We start from the raw sequence: 17,523 nt of genomic DNA, 5'->3' as shown, positions 1-17,523 counted from the left end.
TTGATTCGTATGAGCACTTCAATTTAGTTGTCATGCGCATTTCAATCGCCCCAAGTTCCCCTGAAACGACATCTACACGCCGTTACAACCATGCCGTGCCCACACCTATCGGCTGTTTGTGTTTTTAAAGAGCTTCGCTGCTGAGCAACGAGAGGTGCGCATTCTACGGATAATCGAAAGGCCGTCAATACCTTTTCGAAAGAATCCTGAATATTTTTTGCACCGCACCCACGCCGCTCCGATGCAACACGACAGACGTATAAAAATCTCCCGTTCGATCAGCGGACTACCGGCTCAGCACTGGCCGACAATGATCCTGCAGAATTTTCGCTTGCCGACCTGTGCCACCACGTTTGCGCCCGCCGCAAGCAACAGGCCGCGATCAGATACCTTCTCGCCGTCGAGGCGTACACCGCCTTGCTCGATCATGCGCAGCGCCTCCGATGTCGTTGCTGTGAGCCCAGCAGACTTCAACGCCTGGGCGATCGGCAAACCGGATGACGGCGCCTGAAGCATCACCTCCGGCAAATCATCCGGTACACCGCCTTGCCGGAATCGCGTTTCGAAGTCCCGCAACGCAGCGTCAGCCGCAGGCGCGCCATGGAAGCGCGCAACGATCTCCTGCGCCAGCATCACCTTCGCATCGCGCGGATTGCGGCCTGCCCGAGTCTCTGTCTGCAGCGCTTCGATCTCGGCACTGCTGCGGAACGACAACAGCTCGAAATAGCGCCACATCAGCGTATCGGACACCGACATCACTTTGCCGAAGATCTCGTTTGGGGGCTCGGAGACGCCGATGTAGTTGCCAAGGGACTTGGACATCTTGTTGACGCCATCCAGCCCTTCAAGCAGCGGCATCATGAGTACAACCTGCTGCGGCTGCCCGTACTGCTTCTGGAGCTCGCGCCCCATCAGCAGGTTGAACTTCTGATCGGTCCCGCCGAGTTCCACATCGGCCTTCAATGCAACCGAGTCATAGCCCTGGCAAAGCGGGTAAAGGAATTCGTGGATGGCAATCGGCTGATTGCCGGCATAGCGTTTTGCAAAATCGTCGCGCTCGAGCATTCGGGCCACCGTATGGCGCGAAGCGAGGCGGATCATGCCCTCGGCGCCGAGGTCGTTCATCCAGGTCGAATTGAACACAACCTCCATGCGCTCGGGGTCAAGGATCTTGCCGACCTGATCCTGATAGGTGCGCGCATTGGCAAGCACCTGTTCGCGACTGAGCGGGGGCCGGGTCGCATTCTTGCCGGTCGGGTCACCGATCGAGCCGGTGAAGTCCCCGATCAGGAACAGGATGTGGTGACCGAGATCCTGAAAGTGCTTCAGCTTGTTCAGAAGGACGGTATGCCCAAGATGCAGGTCCGGTGCGGTAGGATCGAAGCCGGCCTTGATCCTGAGCGGGCGCCCGGACTTCAGCTTCTCTACAAGATCAGCCTCGGGCAACAGCTCTTCCACGCCACGCTTTATCCATTGCAACGCTTGTTCGACATCTGACATGACTGTACTCCGGGTATCCAGAAACGCCGGCTGGCCCAGATCAGGCCGGCCGACGTGCAAATCGCGCGATGGTATAGCAAGCGCGGTACCGCGCCGATGGCAAGGCTCATGAGGGAGCTGTTCATCGGAATCATGTCGGGCACCAGCCTCGACGGAATTGATGCGGTACTGGTCGATTTTTCGGCCGAACGGCCGGGGCAGCTCGCGCATGCACACCGGCCCTACACGAGCACGCTACGCGATGAACTGACCGCACTGTGCGCGAGCGGCCCTGACGAGATACACCGATCGCAACGCGCAGCCATTGCGCTGGCTCACATCAGTGCCGAACTGGTGGCCGAACTGCTCGCCGCGGCCGGGCTGTTTCCCGCAGATGTCCGCGCCATCGGCTGTCATGGCCAGACAGTCCGGCACATGCCAGCCGACGGCTACACACTGCAGATCAACGCACCTTCCCTACTGGCCGAGCTGAGCGGGATTGCAGTGGTCGCCGATTTCCGCACGCGCGATCTCGCGGCAGGCGGACAGGGAGCACCGCTCGTGCCGGCGTTCCATGCTCACGTGTTCTCCGATGCAACCCGATCGCGAGCGGTACTTAACATCGGCGGCATGTCGAACGTAACGCTGCTGGCGCCAGGCGAGCCGGTACGTGGATTTGACTGCGGTCCCGGCAACGTGCTGATGGATGGATGGATCGCGCGCGCACGCGGACTACCCTACGATACCGATGGCGCGTGGGCAGCAACCGGGAGGGTGGATCGGAAACTGCTTGATGGGTTGCTGTCGCATCCGTTCTTCGCGCGCCAGCCACCAAAGAGCTGTGGGCGCGAGCAGTTCAATCTTGCGTGGCTCGATGCCGCCTTGACCGGTAGCGAGCGCGCTGAGGACGTGCAGGCTACCTTGGCAGAGCTGACCGCGGTATCCGTGTGCCAAACGCTTGTGTCCGCCGGATTCAGCGCGGAAGAAATCGCCGTGTGCGGTGGCGGCGCATTGAACGCGTATCTCATGCACCGGCTGCAGGCGCACACGCCAGCGCAGGTCTTCAACATCGCACGCTGGGGCGTGGCACCAGACAGCGTTGAAGCCCTCGCGTTTGCGTGGCTTGCGCGGCGCACCCTGCGCGGCGAGGCCGGCAATATACCGGACGTCACCGGCGCACATGGCCCCCGGATACTGGGCGCCGTATGGCCGGCCTAAAAATCCGCTTGCAGAGTCAGACCGAGAAAGACGAGCCGCAACCGCAGGTCGACGTCGCGTTCGGGTTCTTGATCACGAACTGAGCGCCTTCAAGACCTTCGCTGTAATCGATTTCTGCGCCGATCAGGTACTGGTAGCTCATCGGATCGATCAACAGCGTCACACCGTTCTTTTCAAGTGCGGTGTCGTCCTCGTTGGTCACTTCGTCGAACGTGAAGCCGTACTGGAAACCGGAACATCCACCGCCCGACACGAAAACGCGCAGCTTCAGGTCAGGGTTGCCCTCTTCGAGGATCAGCTCCTGGACCTTGTTTGCCGCGCTGTCGGAAAAAAGCAGCGGCATCGGCATTTCGGTCATTGCATTCATGTTTCGTCACTCCAAGGTTGCTGCACTACAAGACAAGGTTCGTTCAACTCAACTTCCACTGGCCAATTTCAGCTCTATCGCACGCGGTGCCGCGTTCTGGTGTTCAAGTTGCCCCTTGACGATAGCACCAAGATGCACCTCCAGCCTGTTATAGACCACATCGCCGGAAATTCGTGCCTGCGGCTGGAGCTCCAGAAACTCGGACGACACGATGGGCCCGCTGACAACGCCATTCACCATGGCGTGGGTCACGGAGACAGCGCCCTCGATCCGCGCATGTTCGCTGAGTACCAGTGTGCTGGATTCATCCCCGTCAGCGCGAACATTGCCCACCACCTCACCATCAATGCGTAGACCGCCACGGAAATGTACGTCACCGACCACTCGGGTACCCGCGCCGATCAGGCTGTCGATCCGGTTGCTGGGCTTCTTCGACTTCTTTCCGAACATGCCGTCCTCCATGGGTTACGGATTCAGACCGCTGCTGTAGCACGCGCCCTGATCTGCCCGTCCTGAACAAAACGTACTTCGATCGATTTCAGCCGCGCGCCGTCGGGCAGGGTGATAACGCCATCGACACGCTGGAAGTGCCTGAAGGCGACGCGGTGCGACGCTTCGCCGGGTTTAGGCGGGAATGTGATACTAGCATCGTGCCCATGTTGGTCAATTGTCGCAACGATCTCGTAGGTCCCGAGAGCGTCCCGATCGGGCTTGCCGCCCTGACGGATGATCAACATGCGATAGCGATAGCGTCCCGCTTCCCCGTCTGGTTCGAGCGCCAATCGATTGATCTTGAAACCCTGCTCTACACCGGATGAACCGGCCAGACTTTCGAATACCAGCATATCTTCGCGCAAGCGGCTGTTCTCGCTTTCGAGGGAGCGAATACGGGAAGTAAGCTGCTCCTGTGCGCTTCGCTCGATCTGCAACGTGCTGTGCGCTGCATCGGCCTGCTGACGAACACCAGCCAGCTCGCCTTCAAGCACCGATATGCGCTCACGTAGCGATCGCGCCTCCAACTGCATTCCAGAAACGTCCAGACCCACCCAACCGCGTCCGGCGTCGAAAATAACCTGTGCAAGCACCAGCGCAATCGCCACGACCCCGGTAACCGCAAGCACCTTGAGATACCAGGGCGCGTGCGAACGCACCGCAACCTGACGGGCTGCGATGCCGTGGCGCGAGCGCCAGCGACGCGCCTTTACGGCAAGACCGGTACGAGCTCTAGTCCACACGACTCATCGAACCCGAACATCAGGTTCATGTTCTGCACTGCCTGGCCCGCAGCGCCCTTAACCAGGTTATCGATTACGCTCAGTACCACGACCGTATCGCCACCTTGTGGGCGATGTACCGCGATGCGGCAGGTGTTGGACGCACGAACAGAACGCGTCTCTGGATGGCTGCCCGCTGGCAGGACGTCGACGAAGCGCTCGTCGGCATAGCGCTCCTCAAACAGCGCCTGCAGGTCACAGTCCATGCGCAAGCGGCCATACAGGGTGGCGTGAATGCCGCGAATCAGTGGCGTCAGATGCGGCACGAACGTCAGCCCGACTTCATCACCGGCCACGTTCGAAAGACCCTGCCGGATTTCCGGCAAGTGGCGGTGGCCCGGGACGCCATATGCCTTGAAATTATCAGATGCTTCGGCGAACAGCGTGTGCACTTCCGCTTTGCGCCCCGCACCGGACACGCCGGATTTGGCGTCGGCGATCAGACCGGCAGGATCGACCACACCAGCTTCGATCAGCGGAATGAAGCCGAGCTGCACCGCCGTCGGATAGCAGCCCGGGTTTGCGACGATGCGTGCGGAACGGATCTGCGCCCTGTTCACCTCCGGCAGACCGTAGACTGCTTCAGCAAGGATGTCCGGGCAGGCGTGCGGCATGCCGTACCATTTCTCCCAGACGGCCTCATCCTTGAGCCGGAAGTCTGCAGCAAGATCGATCACCTTCACCCCTGCCGCCAGCAAAGCGGGCGCCTGCTGCATGGCGATGCCGTTCGGTGTGGCGAAGAACACCACATTGCAGTCTTCCAGCCCGGCCTCAACAGGGTCGGCAAAACGCAGATCGACGTGCCCCCGCAGACTTGGAAACATCTCGGACACGGGTTTGCCCGCATCGCCGCGAGAGGTGATCGCCTTCAGTTCCACGCCTGGATGTCGCGCCAGCAAGCGCAGCAGTTCGACGCCTGTATAACCCGTTCCACCGACGATACCAACCCGGATTGCCACCTCGATTCCCCTTTGAATGGATGCGGCGTGGAGCGAGCTGGTCGCTCCGCGTACGCTGCATGATGCCAGAAACGAAAAAGGCCGCTGTCGAGGCGGCCTTCTCCGGATGAGGCGACTGACGAATCAGCGCTTCGAGAATTGCTTGCGACGACGTGCCTTGTGAAAGCCAACCTTCTTGCGTTCAACTTCACGTGCATCGCGCGTAACAAACCCTGCCTTGCTGAGTGCAGGCTTCAGCGTTGCGTCATAGTCGATGAGCGCGCGGGTGATGCCATGGCGAACCGCGCCAGCCTGACCGGATTCACCACCACCGATCACATTCACCATGATGTCGAATGTGCTGATGTGCTCGGTCAGCTCGAGCGGCTGACGGACAACCATACGACCGGTTTCGCGCGAAAAGAACTCGTCGACCGGCTTGTCGTTTACAACGAAAGCGCCCTTGCCCGGACGGAGGAACACGCGAGCAACAGCAGTCTTGCGCCGTCCCGTGCCGTAGTAGTAATCAACGTTGAAAGCCATGACCGGACCGTCCTCAGATGTTCAGTGCTTTGGGTTGCTGCGCGGTATGCGGATGATCCGTACCAGCGTAGCACTTCAGCTTCTTTAGCATTGCGTAGCCCAGCGGCCCCTTCGGAAGCATGCCCTTGACTGCCTTCTCAAGAACACGCTCCGGGAAGCGCTGCTGCAACTTCGTGAAATTCGTTTCGTAGATACCGCCCGGGTAACCCGAGTGACGGTAGTATTTTTTGTCTTCTGCCTTGTTGCCGGTGACGCGCAGCTTCTCGACATTCACGACAACAATGTAATCGCCTGTATCAACGTGGGGCGTAAATACAGGCTTGTGCTTGCCGCGCAGACGGCGTGCGATTTCGCTGGCCAGGCGCCCGAGCACCTTGTCAGAGGCATCGACGACATACCAGTCGCGCTCGACTTCGTGCGGCTTGGCTGAAAAGGTTTTCATCTCGAACGTCCCAATGATTTCGGGCCAGATCGCCCAAAAGCCGGCGAATATAGCCCGCGGAGTCAGGCGTGTCAATGCTCGACGCCTGAATAAAAAAAGCGCGACTCATTGAGTCGCGCTAAATCCACACCAAAGGAGGAGGGTGGAGGAGACACCTGCGGAGAAACGACCGTGCTGCTGGCGGCAGGACCAAGTGAACGATCGTTCTCAAAACTTGCTTTGATTATTGTCCAGTCGATCCGCGTAAGCAAGAATTTTTTGCATCGCACAAGGGGCACTGCTTTTCCAGCGCGGCGGCGAGCGCCGACCTCTGACCTTAAACCACTATATATTTCATGGAGTTGAAACCATTTTTACCGTAAGGCAACGAATTACCCTTACGAAAATGCGGATTACTTCGCATCACCACCCAGGTTGTGACGCGTTGCAACAATTCGGGTGCTGACGGATTGATCACGTCCGCGCATTACAATCACGCGCTCTTACAGGAGATGGCGCGATGGAATGTGTCGTGAAGTGGCTGGACGGAGTGAGCTTCGTGGCCGAGACGGGCTCGGGCCACATGTTGAACATGGACGGCGCACCGGAAGCCGGCGGTCGTAATATGGCACCGCGGCCAATGGAACTGCTTCTCGCCGGCACCGGAGGCTGCACAGCCTTCGACGTCATGCTGATATTGAAGAAAGGTCGTCAGACGGTCACCGGCTGCGAAGTGGAACTCAAGGCAGACCGCGCACCCGAAGATCCCAAGGTGTTCACCCGCATAGGATTCCACTTCAAGATCAGCGGCCGGCACCTGAAACCGGAAATGATCGAGCGCGCGATTCATCTGTCTGCCGAGAAGTACTGTTCGGCTTCCATCATGCTCGGCCAGACGGCGCGCATTGAACACACCTGGGAAATCATCGAAACACCTGCCTGATTTCAGGCGCCTTCAGACGTGGTAGGCCAGTCTGGTCATTACCGACGACGCCGCACGCATTGCAGCCCGGACGGGCGCCGGCAACTCTGCAGCGCCCAACCTTTCCGCTACGCGTGCGTGCTGTCGCTCATCCTGCCGCATCTGCTCGAGCAGCCTCCATGATTTCTGGTCAGCTGCGGGCAGGCGGTCCAGATGCCCCTGCAGGTGCGCTTCGACCTGGTTTTCTGTTTCCGCCAGAAAACCCAGATTCCACTTGTCGCCGACCAATCCAGCGGCAACGCCTGCCAGCAGCGCACCGCCGTACCAAAGCGGATTCAGCAGGCTGGTCCGCGCGCCCAGTTCGCCAATGCGTGACGCCGTCCAGCACAGGTGTTCGGTTTCCTCGATGGCCGCCTGACGCAACGCATCGCGAACCGATGGATCGCGACACGTCAGCGCCTGCCCCTGATACAGCGCCTGGGCACAGATTTCACCCACATGGTTGATGCGCATCAGAGCGCCGACATGACGACGCTGGCCGTCGTCGAGATCGGGCTCCGGCAGCTCGGACCCAGGAATAGGACGCGCGGTTCGTGCGGGGGCGGCCAGAGTGCGCAACGCGCGATCAAGCTCGATGATCAGACGATCCGGGAACATTCAGCGATAGCCCGTCAATGGTGTTCCGACCCGCGACTTGAAGCTGGCCGCCATCAATTCGATCGTCTGAGATGGTTTCTGCGGGCGATCACCGGAACAAATCAAACCATCGAACAGAGCGTAGTGATAGGCATTGAAGCGATTGCCGGTATAGACCGGCGACCATTGCACAGCACGCGGACTTACCCAGCCCGCCCCTGTCCTGAGGTGGGCGTACAGACGGCGCTCCGCTGTTGCGCAGCGAATGCCTTCGACCGAAACAGTCTCTGCACCTCCCGCGGTCAGCACACGCGAAATGAAGCGCGTCACTTCATCCTTGCCCACGCTGATACTCGCGCGAGCGACAAAGTAGCGATTTCGCGTCTCGGAACCGACGTGGAACTCGACCCAGTCCGTCGCCTGTCGAACATCGGGCAACGCAAAGTCGTCTTCCTTGAGTTCGCCCGGTTCTCCGGCTTCCTGCCCGCGATAGGGCTCCGGCTTCTGCCAGTCGGTGATCTGCGCACCCGCGCCGGTTATCGAGAGGCATAGCATCACTGCCGCAGCACAACGCACCGCACCTAAAGCATTTTTGGTCAACATATGAACGATTGAGGGTCTTTGCGTCTGCGAGGTTCCGCAGCTTGTGGCAGAAAACGCACTGGCAGGGCGAACTTCGATGCGCTCACGGCGCGGGGGAAACGGAGTCCGGTCGGGAATCGTCCGGTACTTTCTGCTCCTCGTCGTCGCCTTGGCTCGCGCAACCTTTGGCGCGGGCATTCCGGAAGGCCAGCCGCGCCAGTTCGGTCAGCGCCTGCTGATAGACCTGGCGCTTGAACTCGATGACCGAATCCAGCGGAATCCAGTAATCGTGCCATCGCCATGCGTCGAATTCGGGATGATCGGTAGCGCGCAGGCAGACGTCGCAGTCGCGGCCCACCATGCGCAAGAGGTACCAGATCTGCTTCTGACCGCGGTACGCACTGCGCCATTCGCGCCGCACCCAGTTGCGCGGCACGTCGTAGCGAAGCCAGTCGCGGGTTCGCCCGACGATACGCACATGCTGCGGACGTAGCCCCAACTCTTCCCAGAGCTCGCGGTACATCGCCTGCTCCGGCGATTCACCGTGGTTGATGCCCCCTTGCGGAAACTGCCAGGCATGTTCGCCTATGCGCTTTCCCCAGAAGACTTCATTGCGCCCGTTGATGAGGATGATGCCGACGTTCGGGCGATACCCTTCCCGGTCGAGCATGACTGAACCTGCCTGATGAAATTTTTGTGGATTCTTCCACAATTCGTCACCGAATTGAAGCAAAGGTCGCCGCTTCAGCCTGTCGGTGCCAAGCGGATAGAATCCCGGGTTGGCCACTTCACCATTCCCGGGTTCGCGAACTTCATGCACGCCAGCAAATTCTTCATTTCCACACTCAAGGAAGCCCCCTCGGACGCCGAGGTCGTATCGCACAAGTTGATGACCCGCGCCGGCATGATCCGCAAGCTCGCTGGCGGCATCTACAACTACATGCCGATGGGGTTGCGGGTCATCCGGAAGATCGAAGGCATCATCCGCGACGAAATGAACAAGGCCGGCGCAATCGAACTGCTGATGCCGCTGATCCAGCCAGCCGAGTTGTGGCAGGAAACCGGGCGCTGGGACAAGATGGGTCCGGAAATGCTGCGCGTGAAAGACCGGCACGACCGCGACTTCATCATCCAGCCGACATCGGAAGAGGTCGTCACCGATATTGCGCGAGCGGAAATCCACAGCTGGCGCCAGCTACCGAAGAATTTTTATCACATCCAGACCAAATTCCGCGACGAGCGCCGGCCGCGTTTCGGCGTGATGCGCGGACGCGAATTCACGATGAAGGACGCCTACTCGTTCGATCGTGACGACGACGCTGCCGGCCGCAGCTACGACATCATGTTTGATGCCTATCTGCGCATCTTCAACCGGCTCGGCCTGCAGTTTCGCGCCGTAGCAGCCGACACCGGCGCCATCGGCGGTTCGCGCAGCCACGAATTCCAGGTGATCGCCGACACCGGCGAAGACCTTATCGCCTGGTGCCCTGAGTCCGACTACGCCGCCAATATCGAACTGGCGCAGGCGGTGTCGCTGATCCCGCAACGTGGCGCGGCGACGCAGGCGATGGCGGTCACACCGACGCCCGGCACGACCCGCTGCGAGGATGTGGCGGCGCTGCTCGGCATCCCGCTGGCGTCGACCGTCAAGTCCATCGTGCTTGCGGCCGAAAAGGACGGCAGGACCGAACTGTGGCTGCTCATGTTGCGCGGGGATCACGAACTGAATGAAGTGAAGGCATCAAAGCTGGCTGGCCTCAAGGACGGCTTCCGCTTCGCGTCCGAAGCGGAGATCGTCGAGCACTTCGGCTGCGTACCGGGCTATCTCGGGCCGATCGGCGTGAAGAAGCCTGTGCGTGTCGTGGCCGATCTGACGGTCGCCAACATGAACAACTTCGTCACCGGCGCCAACCAGCCTGACGCCCACCTGACCGGCGTGAACTGGGGCCGCGACCTGCCGGAGCCCGAAGCGGTCGCCGACCTGCGCAACGTGGTAGAAGGCGATCCGTCACCGGACGGCAAGGGTGTGCTGGCCATCCAGCGCGGCATCGAGGTCGGTCACGTGTTCTTCCTCGGCACCAGGTACTCGGAAGCGATGAACTGCACCTATCTCGATGAAACCGGCAAGCCGCGCACCATGGTGATGGGCTGCTACGGCATCGGCGTGACCCGGCTGGTCGGCGCCGCCATCGAACAGAACCACGACGAGCGCGGCATCATCTGGCCGCAGACGATCGCCCCGTTCGAAGTCGTGATCTGCCCGGTCGGCTGGAGCAAGTCCGACGCCGTGCGCGAGGCGGCGCAATCGCTCTACGGCGAACTGATCGCGAAGGGCTTCGATGTCATCCTCGACGATCGCGACGAGCGTCCGGGCGTGATGTTTGCCGACTGGGAACTGATCGGCGTGCCGCACCGCATTACGGTTGGCGAGCGCGGACTGAAAGAAGGCGTGGTCGAATACCAGCATCGGCGTGAGGGCGTGGTGCACAAGGTGGCGCCGGGCGCCGTGTCCGGACTTCTGGGCGCCCCTGCGGGCCATTGATGAGACGCGCGCAGCTCGCCTGTTTCGCCCTGCTCCTCGCTGCGCTGGCGGGCGGCGCGGCCGCGTCTCAGCAGTATGAGCCGCTGGCCGACAGCGTGCGCGCCGCCCTGCACCGGGCGATCAGTGACCGGCCGGCACCGGAATCAGCGGGCGGCGCGTCGCCGGAACGTCAGCTCTGGCTCAACGCGATGTCCGATCGCCTGACCAAACGCATGCCGGATGAGGCCGGGCGCATGGAATTCCTGAAGGCGGTGCATTACGAGGCCACGCGGGCCGGGCTCGATCCGCAGCTGGTGCTCGGCTTGATCCAGGTGGAAAGCGGCTTTCGCAAGTACGCGGTGTCGAGCGCGGGTGCGCGCGGCTACATGCAGGTCATGCCGTTCTGGGTGAAGCTCATCGGCAACGAGGAAAGCAACCTTTTCCACCTGCGCACCAACCTGCGCTTCGGTTGCACGATCCTGCGCCACTATCTCGACATCGAGAAGGGCAACCTGTTCAGGGCGCTCGGACGCTACAACGGCAGTCTGGGCAAGGCCGAATACCCGAATCTGGTGCGCGGCGCCTGGGAGCGTCACTGGTCGTGGCCCGGCTTGAGCGCCAGCAATCCCTGAGTCCGGTCAGCGCAGCGGGTCTGAGAGCAATCGCCATTCAGTGACCTTAACCACCAGCTCAGCCAGCGAATCGACCTTCATCTTGGCCATCATGCGCGCGCGGTGCTGTTCCACCGTTTTCGTGCTGATGCCGAGATCGACTGCGATTTCCGCGTTCTGGCGCCCTTCCATGACGCGTTCGAGCACCTCGCGCTCGCGTGTGGTCAGCGTTCCGAGATGTTGGCTGACCGCATGAAGGCGACTGCGCCGGCCGCGCTCGGCGCAGTGAATGCCGATCGCTTCGTTCACCCTTTCGCGCAATTGCAACGGATCAACCGGCTTCAACATGAAGTCCAGCGCCCCGCCGCGCAACGCCTGAACCGCCTGGCTCAACTCGCAGGGGCCGGACACGAACACGATCAATGCGCGGCTGCCGATGGCGCGAAGACTGGCTTGCAGCTCGACGTCGCTGATGCCATGAAGCGTGGCACTGATCACCAGGCAGGCGGCACGCGCGGCAGCGCTCCGGTTCTGCAGCAGCGAACCGGCGCCGGCAAACACCTGTACATCGATCTCCGGCCCTTCAAGCGCTTCCGCCAGCGCTCGTCGAGCGCGCTCGTCGTCATCGACGACGCCTACCAACTCGCGGGCCACGGCGAACGGCTCCGCGCGCTCAGCGCATGCCCGGCAGCATGCCCTTCATGCTGCGCATCATTTTCTGCATGCCGCCCTTGGAGAACTGCTTCATCATCTTCTGCGTCTGTTCGAACTGGTTCAGCAACCGGTTAACCTCTTGCACTGACGTGCCGGAACCCGCTGCGATGCGCCGCTTTCGACTCGCCTTGATCAGCTCGGGCTTGCTACGTTCGGTCGGCGTCATCGAGTTGATGATGCCTTCGATGCGGCGGATTGCCTTGTCGTCCTGGCCACCCTGCATCTGCTGGGCGGCGCCGGCGAACTGCGCCGGCAGTTTGTCCATCAATGCAGACAGCCCCCCCATCTTGCGCATCTGAGCGATCTGCTGCTTGAAGTCATTCAGATCGAAGCCCTTGCCGCTCTTGAGCTTCTGCGCCAGATCGCGCGCCTGATCCTCATCGACCTGACGGCGCGCGTCCTCGACCAGACCCAGGATGTCGCCCATGCCCAGAATGCGCGAGGCCATGCGCTGGGGATGGAATTCCTCCAGACCGGTCAGCTTTTCGCCGACGCCGGCGAACTTCAGCGGCGCACCGGTCACATGGCGCACCGACAGCGCTGCGCCACCGCGCGCATCGCCATCCAGCTTGGTCAGTACGACGCCGGTCAGCGGCAGCGCATCCTTGAACGCCTTGGCGGTGTTGACCGCGTCCTGACCCAGCATGGCGTCGACAACGAACAGCGTTTCGATCGGCTTGATCGCCTCGTGCAGCGCGCGGATTTCGTCCATCATCGGCTGGTCGACTGCCAGCCGGCCAGCGGTGTCGACCAGCAACACGTCGAAGTAGCGGGTTTTCGCGAATTCGACCGCCGCGCGGGCGATGTCGACCGGTTTCTGGTCCGGCGTTGACGGGAAGAAGTCGGCGCCGGCCTGGCCGGTGACGGTGCGCAGTTGCTCGATGGCGGCGGGGCGATACACGTCGCACGACACCGTCAACACTTTCTTCTTCTGCGTCTCTTTCAGCCACTTGGCCAGCTTGCCGACCGTGGTCGTCTTGCCTGCGCCCTGCAGGCCGGCCATCAGCACGATGGCCGGCGGCTGGGTTGCGAAGTTCAGGCCGACCGAGGCGCCACCCATCAGCGCGGTGAGCTCGTCATGCACGACGCCGATCAGGGCCTGGCCCGGCGTGAGGGAACCGACCACTTCCTGGCCGACCGCCTTTTCGCGGATCTTCGTGACGAGCTCTTTCACGACCGGCAGCGCGACGTCGGCTTCAAGCAGGGCCATGCGCACTTCGCGCAGCATGTCTGCAATGTTCTCGTCGGTCAGGCGGGCCTGACCACGCAATGTCTTGACGACCTTGGCAAGCCGTTGGGTGAGGTTGTCTAGCATGTCGGGGCAGCCTGCGCCTTGGGTTAAACTGGGAGGAATGATTCTAATCGAACTGCTCCCCTCCGCCCTGTACGCTGCGCTGGCGCTGTGGCTCACCCGCCCCGCCATGCTTGCCCGGGCACTGCCGGCGCCGGGTAGCAGTTCGCGTACCGCGGCGCTTGCCTTCGCGCTGGTGGTACACGGCGTGGTGCTGTCGCATCAACTTTTCCCCGACGGCCAGATGCTTTTCGGTGCGGCCGACGCGCTGGCCGTGATGACCTGGCTGGCGCTGGTGTTCTACTGGGTGGAAAGCCTGTCGTCGCGACTGGATGGCCTGCATACACTGGCGTTGCCGGTGGCCGCCGTCTGCGCCGCGATTCCCGTCATCTGGCCGGACCGTCACGCAATCGGCAATGCCGACAACCTGCTGTTCCGCACCCATTTTGTCATGGCGATGACCGCCTACAGCCTGTTTACCCTGGCCGCGCTGCACGCGATGCTGATGTCGGCGGTCGAGCGCAGCCTGCACAAGGGCCGCCTGACCCGACTGCTCGACAACATGCCGCCGCTGCTGGTGATGGAAGGCCTGCTGTTCAGGCTCATTACCGTGGCCTTCGTATTGCTCAGTGCAACGCTGGTCAGCGGCATCGTGTTTTCGGAACAGGTATTCGGCAAGCCGCTCACCTTCAACCACAAGACCTTCTTCGCGATCCTGTCCTGGGTGCTGTTCGGCATCCTGCTGGCCGGGCGGCACTTCCGCGGCTGGCGCGGCCGGCTCGCGCTGCGCTGGACGCTGGGCGGCTTCTTCGTGCTGCTTCTCGCCTACATCGGTACACGCTTCGTGATCGAGGTCGTGCTCGGCCGTACCTGAGCGATGGATTCGATCCCCCTGTCCAGCCAGTTCGTGGCGCTGGCCGTGCTGCTGGTGCTGTCGGGTTTCTTCTCGATGGCCGAGACCGCCATGATGGCGTCCAACCGCTACCGGCTGAAGGCGGCAGCGCAAGGTGGTTCGCGTGGCGCACAACACGCGCTCGACCTGCTGGCACAGACCGACAAGCTGCTCGGCGTCATCCTGCTGTTCAACAATCTGGTCAATGCGGCCGCCGCCACGCTGACCGGCGTCATCGTGATAGGACTGTTCGGCGAGGGCGAACTGACACTCGCATTCGGCACGCTGCTGATCACTTTCCTCATCCTGGTGTTTTCCGAGATCACACCCAAGGTGGTCGGCGCGGGCTACGCCAACGCGATCGCCCCGGTGGTCGCGTTCGTGCTCAAACCGCTGTTGAAGGTGTTCTATCCGGTCATCTGGTCGGTCAACCTGCTTGTCTCGGGCATCCTTCGCATCACCCGCCTGAATCCGGGCAACCAGGAAGACGGCCATGCATTGTCTGCAGACGAGTTGCGCGCACTGATGACCGAGTCCGGCCACTTCATTCCCGCCGCGCACCGGCGTCTCCTCATCAACCTGTTCGAGCTGGAAGACGTCACGGTCGAAGACGTCATGACGCCGCGCAACCAGATCGAGGCGATCGACCTCGAACAGCCGCTGCCGGACATCCAGCACCAGATCGCCACCAGCCACCACGGTCGGGTACCGGTCTATGTCGGCGAGCTGGACCGGGTACTGGGCGTGTTGCCGCAGCGGCGGGTGGTCAGCGCGCTGTCGGCGGGCGAACTCGACAAGGACGAAATCCGTGCGCTGCTGACCAAGCCCTACTTCGTGCCGTCGGCGACACCGCTGTACAGCCAGCTGCAGTTCTTCCAGGAGAACCGGCAGCGCCTGGCGCTGGTGGTGAACGAATACGGCGAGGTCGAAGGACTGGTCACCCTGGAGGACATCATCGAGGAGATCGTGGGCAAATTCACCACCGGCCAGCCGGGCAGCACGCTCGCGCTCGCCTGGGCAGACAGCAGCGTCATCGTCGATGGCAGCCGCAGCCTGCGCGAACTGAATGGCAAGCTTGGGCTCAACCTCCCGCTTCAGGGGCCGAAAACACTGAACGGGCTGTTGCTTGACCATCTGCAGGACATCCCTGAATCCGGCCTTTCGGTGCGGATCGACAATGTGACGATGGAAATCCTGCATACCGAAGACCGAATGGTGCGCAGCGTGCGCCTGTTCAAACCGGTCGACGAAACGAAACGCTGAACCGGCGTTGAAGCACCAGAAACCGTTTACAGATCAAGCCTGAATCGTCATCATCAAAGGCGATTTATCAACTTTGGCAAACACGTCTCAGACTCCGATCATGGCCGCTACAGCAAAAAGCTCCCTGTCAGGTCTGGCGCGCGCGCTGGCCCAGCACGGCCGCCTGACCGAGACCGAGGCCAGCACGCTGACCCGTGAAGGAGATCAGTCAGGAGCGGGTTTCGTCGCGCAACTGGTGGCGAGCGGCAAGATGAGCGCGCGTGACGCCGCCGTTTTCGCATCGGAAACCTTCGGCTATCCGCTGCTCGACCTGACGCAGTACGACCCTGACCAGTTCGCGACCGACTCGATCGACAAGAAGCTGATGCGCACGCATCGCGTGCTGGCGTTGAAAAAGCGCGCCAATCGGCTGGCCGTGGCAATTGCCGATCCTTCCAATCTGCGCGCCATCGACGAAGTGCGTTTCCAGACCGGACTGGCGGTCGACCCGGTCGTGGTGGAAACCGACAAGCTGTTCGCGCTGGTCGACAAGTTGTCGGAATCGGTCGAGCGGACGCTCGAATCGCTGTCGTCAGCCGACTTCGACTTCGACGGCGAAATGGCGCCCGACGAGGACGCCGCCAGTAACGACACCGGCACGGTCGAGATCGACGACGCACCGGTGGTGCGCTTCATCCAGAAAATCCTGCTCGACGCGATCAATGAAGGCGCGTCCGACGTCCACTTCGAACCGTACGAAAAGTATTACCGGATCCGCTATCGAACCGACGGCGTGCTGCGAGAAATCACCCAGCCGCCGCTGGTACTGCGCGAGAAGATCGCGTCACGCATCAAGGTCATTTCCCGGCTCGACATTTCGGAAAAGCGCGTGCCGCAGGACGGCCGGATGAAATTCGTGCTGTCCAAGACGCGCGCCATCGACTTCCGGGTCAGCACGCTGCCGACGCTGCACGGCGAAAAGATCGTCATGCGGATTCTCGACCCGAGTTCGGCCATGCTGGGCATCGACGCGCTCGGTTACGAGCCGCCGCAACGCGCGGCGCTGATGCAAGCGATCGGGCGTCCGTACGGCATGATTCTGGTCACCGGCCCGACCGGTTCGGGCAAGACGGTGTCGCTCTACACCTGCCTCAATATCCTGAACCAGGCCGGCGTAAACATTTCGACCGCCGAAGATCCGGCCGAAATCAACCTGCCGGGCGTCAATCAGGTCAATGTGAATGACAAGGCCGGCCTGACCTTCGCTGCGGCGCTCAAATCCTTCCTGCGGCAGGATCCTGACGTGATCATGGTCGGCGAAATCCGCGACCTCGAAACGGCCGAAATATCGATCAAGGCTGCCCAGACCGGTCACCTCGTGCTGTCGACGCTGCACACCAACGACGCACCGACCACCCTCGACCGCATGCGCAACATGGGCATCGCCGCATTCAATATTGCATCGAGTGTCATATTGATCACTGCACAGCGTCTGGCACGGCGCCTATGCTCCTGCAAGCAACCCATGGACATTCCGGTCGAAGCGCTGCTCGAAGCCGGCTTCACCGAGGAAGAGCTCGACGGCAGCTGGCAACCCTACGGCCCGGTCGGCTGCGAGCGGTGCAAGGACAGCGGCTACAAGGGTCGGGTCGGCATCTACCAGGTGATGCCGATCTCGGATGAGATTGCGCATATCATCATGACCAATGGCAACTCGATCGACATTGCGCAGCAGGCCCGGCGTGACGGCGTGAGGGATTTGCGACAGTCGGGTCTGCTGAAGGTCAAGCAGGGTGTGACCTCGCTGGCGGAAGTGCTTGCCTGCACCAATGAATGAACGGTCGCGGCACCTCCGCCGCGCCAGCATGAGCG

At 61.6% G+C, this 17,523-nt stretch carries 19 protein-coding genes; 7 read left to right on the top strand and 12 right to left on the bottom strand.

Features of this window, described 5'->3' with window-relative positions:
• Window positions 1-294 precede the first annotated feature (294 nt).
• Entirely contained in the window at window positions 295-1,500 is a 1,206-nt protein-coding gene (gene tyrS, locus Q8Q80_RS14550) for a tyrosine--tRNA ligase (RefSeq protein ID WP_305633595.1), read from the bottom strand.
• A 108-nt stretch (window positions 1,501-1,608) separates the two neighbouring features.
• Here tyrS and Q8Q80_RS14545 point away from each other — a divergent pair, with 108 nt between their 5' ends.
• A complete protein-coding gene (locus tag Q8Q80_RS14545; RefSeq protein ID WP_305633601.1) occupies window positions 1,609-2,697 on the top strand; it encodes an anhydro-N-acetylmuramic acid kinase in 1,089 nt (362 codons plus the stop codon).
• A gap of 16 nt (window positions 2,698-2,713) precedes the next feature.
• Here Q8Q80_RS14545 and erpA read toward each other — a convergent pair whose 3' ends face one another.
• The 6 genes from erpA to rplM form a co-directional block, all read right to left on the bottom strand.
• Window positions 2,714-3,064 carry an iron-sulfur cluster insertion protein ErpA gene (erpA, locus tag Q8Q80_RS14540; RefSeq protein WP_305633594.1) on the bottom strand — a complete coding sequence of 117 codons (351 nt, stop codon included), beginning with the start codon at window positions 3,062-3,064 and terminating at the stop codon, window positions 2,714-2,716.
• Window positions 3,065-3,112: 48 nt separating this feature from the next.
• Complete coding sequence (locus Q8Q80_RS14535) at window positions 3,113-3,514, bottom strand: polymer-forming cytoskeletal protein (RefSeq protein WP_305633600.1); 402 nt, start codon at window positions 3,512-3,514, stop codon at window positions 3,113-3,115.
• Window positions 3,515-3,537: 23 nt separating this feature from the next.
• Window positions 3,538-4,164 (bottom strand): DUF6776 family protein, encoded by a 627-nt coding sequence (locus Q8Q80_RS14530; RefSeq protein ID WP_305633593.1) that lies wholly within the window; start codon window positions 4,162-4,164, stop codon window positions 3,538-3,540.
• A 101-nt stretch (window positions 4,165-4,265) separates the two neighbouring features.
• Window positions 4,266-5,297 (bottom strand): N-acetyl-gamma-glutamyl-phosphate reductase, encoded by a 1,032-nt coding sequence (argC, locus tag Q8Q80_RS14525; protein ID WP_305633592.1) that lies wholly within the window; start codon window positions 5,295-5,297, stop codon window positions 4,266-4,268.
• 123 nt (window positions 5,298-5,420) lie between these two features.
• Window positions 5,421-5,819, bottom strand: a complete 399-nt coding sequence (gene rpsI, locus Q8Q80_RS14520) for a 30S ribosomal protein S9 (RefSeq protein WP_305633591.1) — start codon at window positions 5,817-5,819, stop codon at window positions 5,421-5,423.
• A 13-nt stretch (window positions 5,820-5,832) separates the two neighbouring features.
• Window positions 5,833-6,261, bottom strand: a complete 429-nt coding sequence (gene rplM / locus Q8Q80_RS14515; RefSeq protein WP_069038506.1) for a 50S ribosomal protein L13 — start codon at window positions 6,259-6,261, stop codon at window positions 5,833-5,835.
• Between the two features lie 499 nt (window positions 6,262-6,760).
• Between rplM and Q8Q80_RS14510 the strand changes: the two genes are divergently transcribed.
• Complete coding sequence (locus Q8Q80_RS14510; protein ID WP_305633590.1) at window positions 6,761-7,183, top strand: OsmC family protein; 423 nt, start codon at window positions 6,761-6,763, stop codon at window positions 7,181-7,183.
• Between the two features lie 12 nt (window positions 7,184-7,195).
• Here the strand turns inward: Q8Q80_RS14510 and coq7 are convergent, their stop codons facing one another.
• The 3 genes from coq7 to Q8Q80_RS14495 form a co-directional block, all read right to left on the bottom strand.
• On the bottom strand, window positions 7,196-7,819 hold the full coding sequence (gene coq7 / locus Q8Q80_RS14505) for a 2-polyprenyl-3-methyl-6-methoxy-1,4-benzoquinone monooxygenase (protein ID WP_305633589.1): 624 nt from the start codon (window positions 7,817-7,819) through the stop codon (window positions 7,196-7,198).
• The gene (locus tag Q8Q80_RS14500; RefSeq protein WP_305633588.1) at window positions 7,820-8,401 is read right to left on the bottom strand and encodes a CNP1-like family protein; all 582 of its coding nucleotides are present in this window, start codon (window positions 8,399-8,401) and stop codon (window positions 7,820-7,822) included.
• 82 nt (window positions 8,402-8,483) lie between these two features.
• Window positions 8,484-9,050 (bottom strand): RNA pyrophosphohydrolase, encoded by a 567-nt coding sequence (locus Q8Q80_RS14495; protein WP_305633599.1) that lies wholly within the window; start codon window positions 9,048-9,050, stop codon window positions 8,484-8,486.
• A 144-nt stretch (window positions 9,051-9,194) separates the two neighbouring features.
• On the opposite strand from Q8Q80_RS14495, the gene Q8Q80_RS14490 reads away from it, so the two are divergent.
• Window positions 9,195-10,922, top strand: a complete 1,728-nt coding sequence (locus Q8Q80_RS14490) for a proline--tRNA ligase (RefSeq protein ID WP_305633587.1) — start codon at window positions 9,195-9,197, stop codon at window positions 10,920-10,922.
• Window positions 10,922-11,533 (top strand): lytic transglycosylase domain-containing protein, encoded by a 612-nt coding sequence (locus tag Q8Q80_RS14485; protein WP_305633586.1) that lies wholly within the window; start codon window positions 10,922-10,924, stop codon window positions 11,531-11,533. Before Q8Q80_RS14490 ends, Q8Q80_RS14485 begins: the two co-directional genes overlap by 1 nt.
• 6 nt (window positions 11,534-11,539) lie before the next feature.
• Here the strand turns inward: Q8Q80_RS14485 and Q8Q80_RS14480 are convergent, their stop codons facing one another.
• Together Q8Q80_RS14480 and ffh are read right to left on the bottom strand one after the other, a co-directional pair.
• Complete coding sequence (locus Q8Q80_RS14480; RefSeq protein WP_305633585.1) at window positions 11,540-12,166, bottom strand: response regulator transcription factor; 627 nt, start codon at window positions 12,164-12,166, stop codon at window positions 11,540-11,542.
• Between the two features lie 19 nt (window positions 12,167-12,185).
• Window positions 12,186-13,541 carry a signal recognition particle protein gene (gene ffh, locus Q8Q80_RS14475; protein ID WP_305633584.1) on the bottom strand — a complete coding sequence of 452 codons (1,356 nt, stop codon included), beginning with the start codon at window positions 13,539-13,541 and terminating at the stop codon, window positions 12,186-12,188.
• Between the two features lie 37 nt (window positions 13,542-13,578).
• On the opposite strand from ffh, the gene Q8Q80_RS14470 reads away from it, so the two are divergent.
• The 3 genes from Q8Q80_RS14470 (at window position 13,579) to pilB (ending at window position 17,488) form a co-directional block, all read left to right on the top strand.
• On the top strand, window positions 13,579-14,391 hold the full coding sequence (locus tag Q8Q80_RS14470; RefSeq protein WP_305633583.1) for an inner membrane protein YpjD: 813 nt from the start codon (window positions 13,579-13,581) through the stop codon (window positions 14,389-14,391).
• 3 nt (window positions 14,392-14,394) lie between these two features.
• Window positions 14,395-15,672 carry an HlyC/CorC family transporter gene (locus tag Q8Q80_RS14465; RefSeq protein ID WP_305633582.1) on the top strand — a complete coding sequence of 426 codons (1,278 nt, stop codon included), beginning with the start codon at window positions 14,395-14,397 and terminating at the stop codon, window positions 15,670-15,672.
• 100 nt (window positions 15,673-15,772) lie between these two features.
• Window positions 15,773-17,488, top strand: a complete 1,716-nt coding sequence (gene pilB / locus Q8Q80_RS14460) for a type IV-A pilus assembly ATPase PilB (protein ID WP_305633581.1) — start codon at window positions 15,773-15,775, stop codon at window positions 17,486-17,488.
• Window positions 17,489-17,523 lie beyond the last annotated feature (35 nt).

It is taken from the genome of Methyloversatilis sp., from assembly GCF_030698125.1.
In the GTDB taxonomy this organism is placed as follows: Bacteria; Pseudomonadota; Gammaproteobacteria; order Burkholderiales; family Rhodocyclaceae; genus Methyloversatilis.
Note: the sequence above shows the minus strand (reverse complement) of the source record. Positions and strands in the feature narration are given on the sequence as shown.

Bases quoted from the DNA above. Each gene is read 5' to 3' on its own strand.
- Q8Q80_RS14465 (WP_305633582.1), top strand. From the start codon at position 14,395: ATGGATTCGATCCCCCTGTCCAGCCAGTTCGTGGCGCTGGCCGTGCTG.
- erpA (WP_305633594.1), bottom strand. From the start codon at position 3,064: ATGAATGCAATGACCGAAATGCCGATGCCGCTGCTTTTTTCCGACAGC.
- tyrS (WP_305633595.1), bottom strand. From the start codon at position 1,500: ATGTCAGATGTCGAACAAGCGTTGCAATGGATAAAGCGTGGCGTGGAA.
- rpsI (WP_305633591.1), bottom strand. From the start codon at position 5,819: ATGGCTTTCAACGTTGATTACTACTACGGCACGGGACGGCGCAAGACT.
- Q8Q80_RS14490 (WP_305633587.1), top strand. From the start codon at position 9,195: ATGCACGCCAGCAAATTCTTCATTTCCACACTCAAGGAAGCCCCCTCG.
- Q8Q80_RS14535 (WP_305633600.1), bottom strand. From the start codon at position 3,514: ATGTTCGGAAAGAAGTCGAAGAAGCCCAGCAACCGGATCGACAGCCTG.
- coq7 (WP_305633589.1), bottom strand. From the start codon at position 7,819: ATGTTCCCGGATCGTCTGATCATCGAGCTTGATCGCGCGTTGCGCACT.
- Q8Q80_RS14470 (WP_305633583.1), top strand. From the start codon at position 13,579: ATGATTCTAATCGAACTGCTCCCCTCCGCCCTGTACGCTGCGCTGGCG.
- Q8Q80_RS14510 (WP_305633590.1), top strand. From the start codon at position 6,761: ATGGAATGTGTCGTGAAGTGGCTGGACGGAGTGAGCTTCGTGGCCGAG.
- pilB (WP_305633581.1), top strand. From the start codon at position 15,773: ATGGCCGCTACAGCAAAAAGCTCCCTGTCAGGTCTGGCGCGCGCGCTG.
- Q8Q80_RS14485 (WP_305633586.1), top strand. From the start codon at position 10,922: ATGAGACGCGCGCAGCTCGCCTGTTTCGCCCTGCTCCTCGCTGCGCTG.
- Q8Q80_RS14500 (WP_305633588.1), bottom strand. From the start codon at position 8,401: ATGTTGACCAAAAATGCTTTAGGTGCGGTGCGTTGTGCTGCGGCAGTG.
- Q8Q80_RS14495 (WP_305633599.1), bottom strand. From the start codon at position 9,050: ATGCTCGACCGGGAAGGGTATCGCCCGAACGTCGGCATCATCCTCATC.
- rplM (WP_069038506.1), bottom strand. From the start codon at position 6,261: ATGAAAACCTTTTCAGCCAAGCCGCACGAAGTCGAGCGCGACTGGTAT.
- ffh (WP_305633584.1), bottom strand. From the start codon at position 13,541: ATGCTAGACAACCTCACCCAACGGCTTGCCAAGGTCGTCAAGACATTG.
- Q8Q80_RS14545 (WP_305633601.1), top strand. From the start codon at position 1,609: ATGAGGGAGCTGTTCATCGGAATCATGTCGGGCACCAGCCTCGACGGA.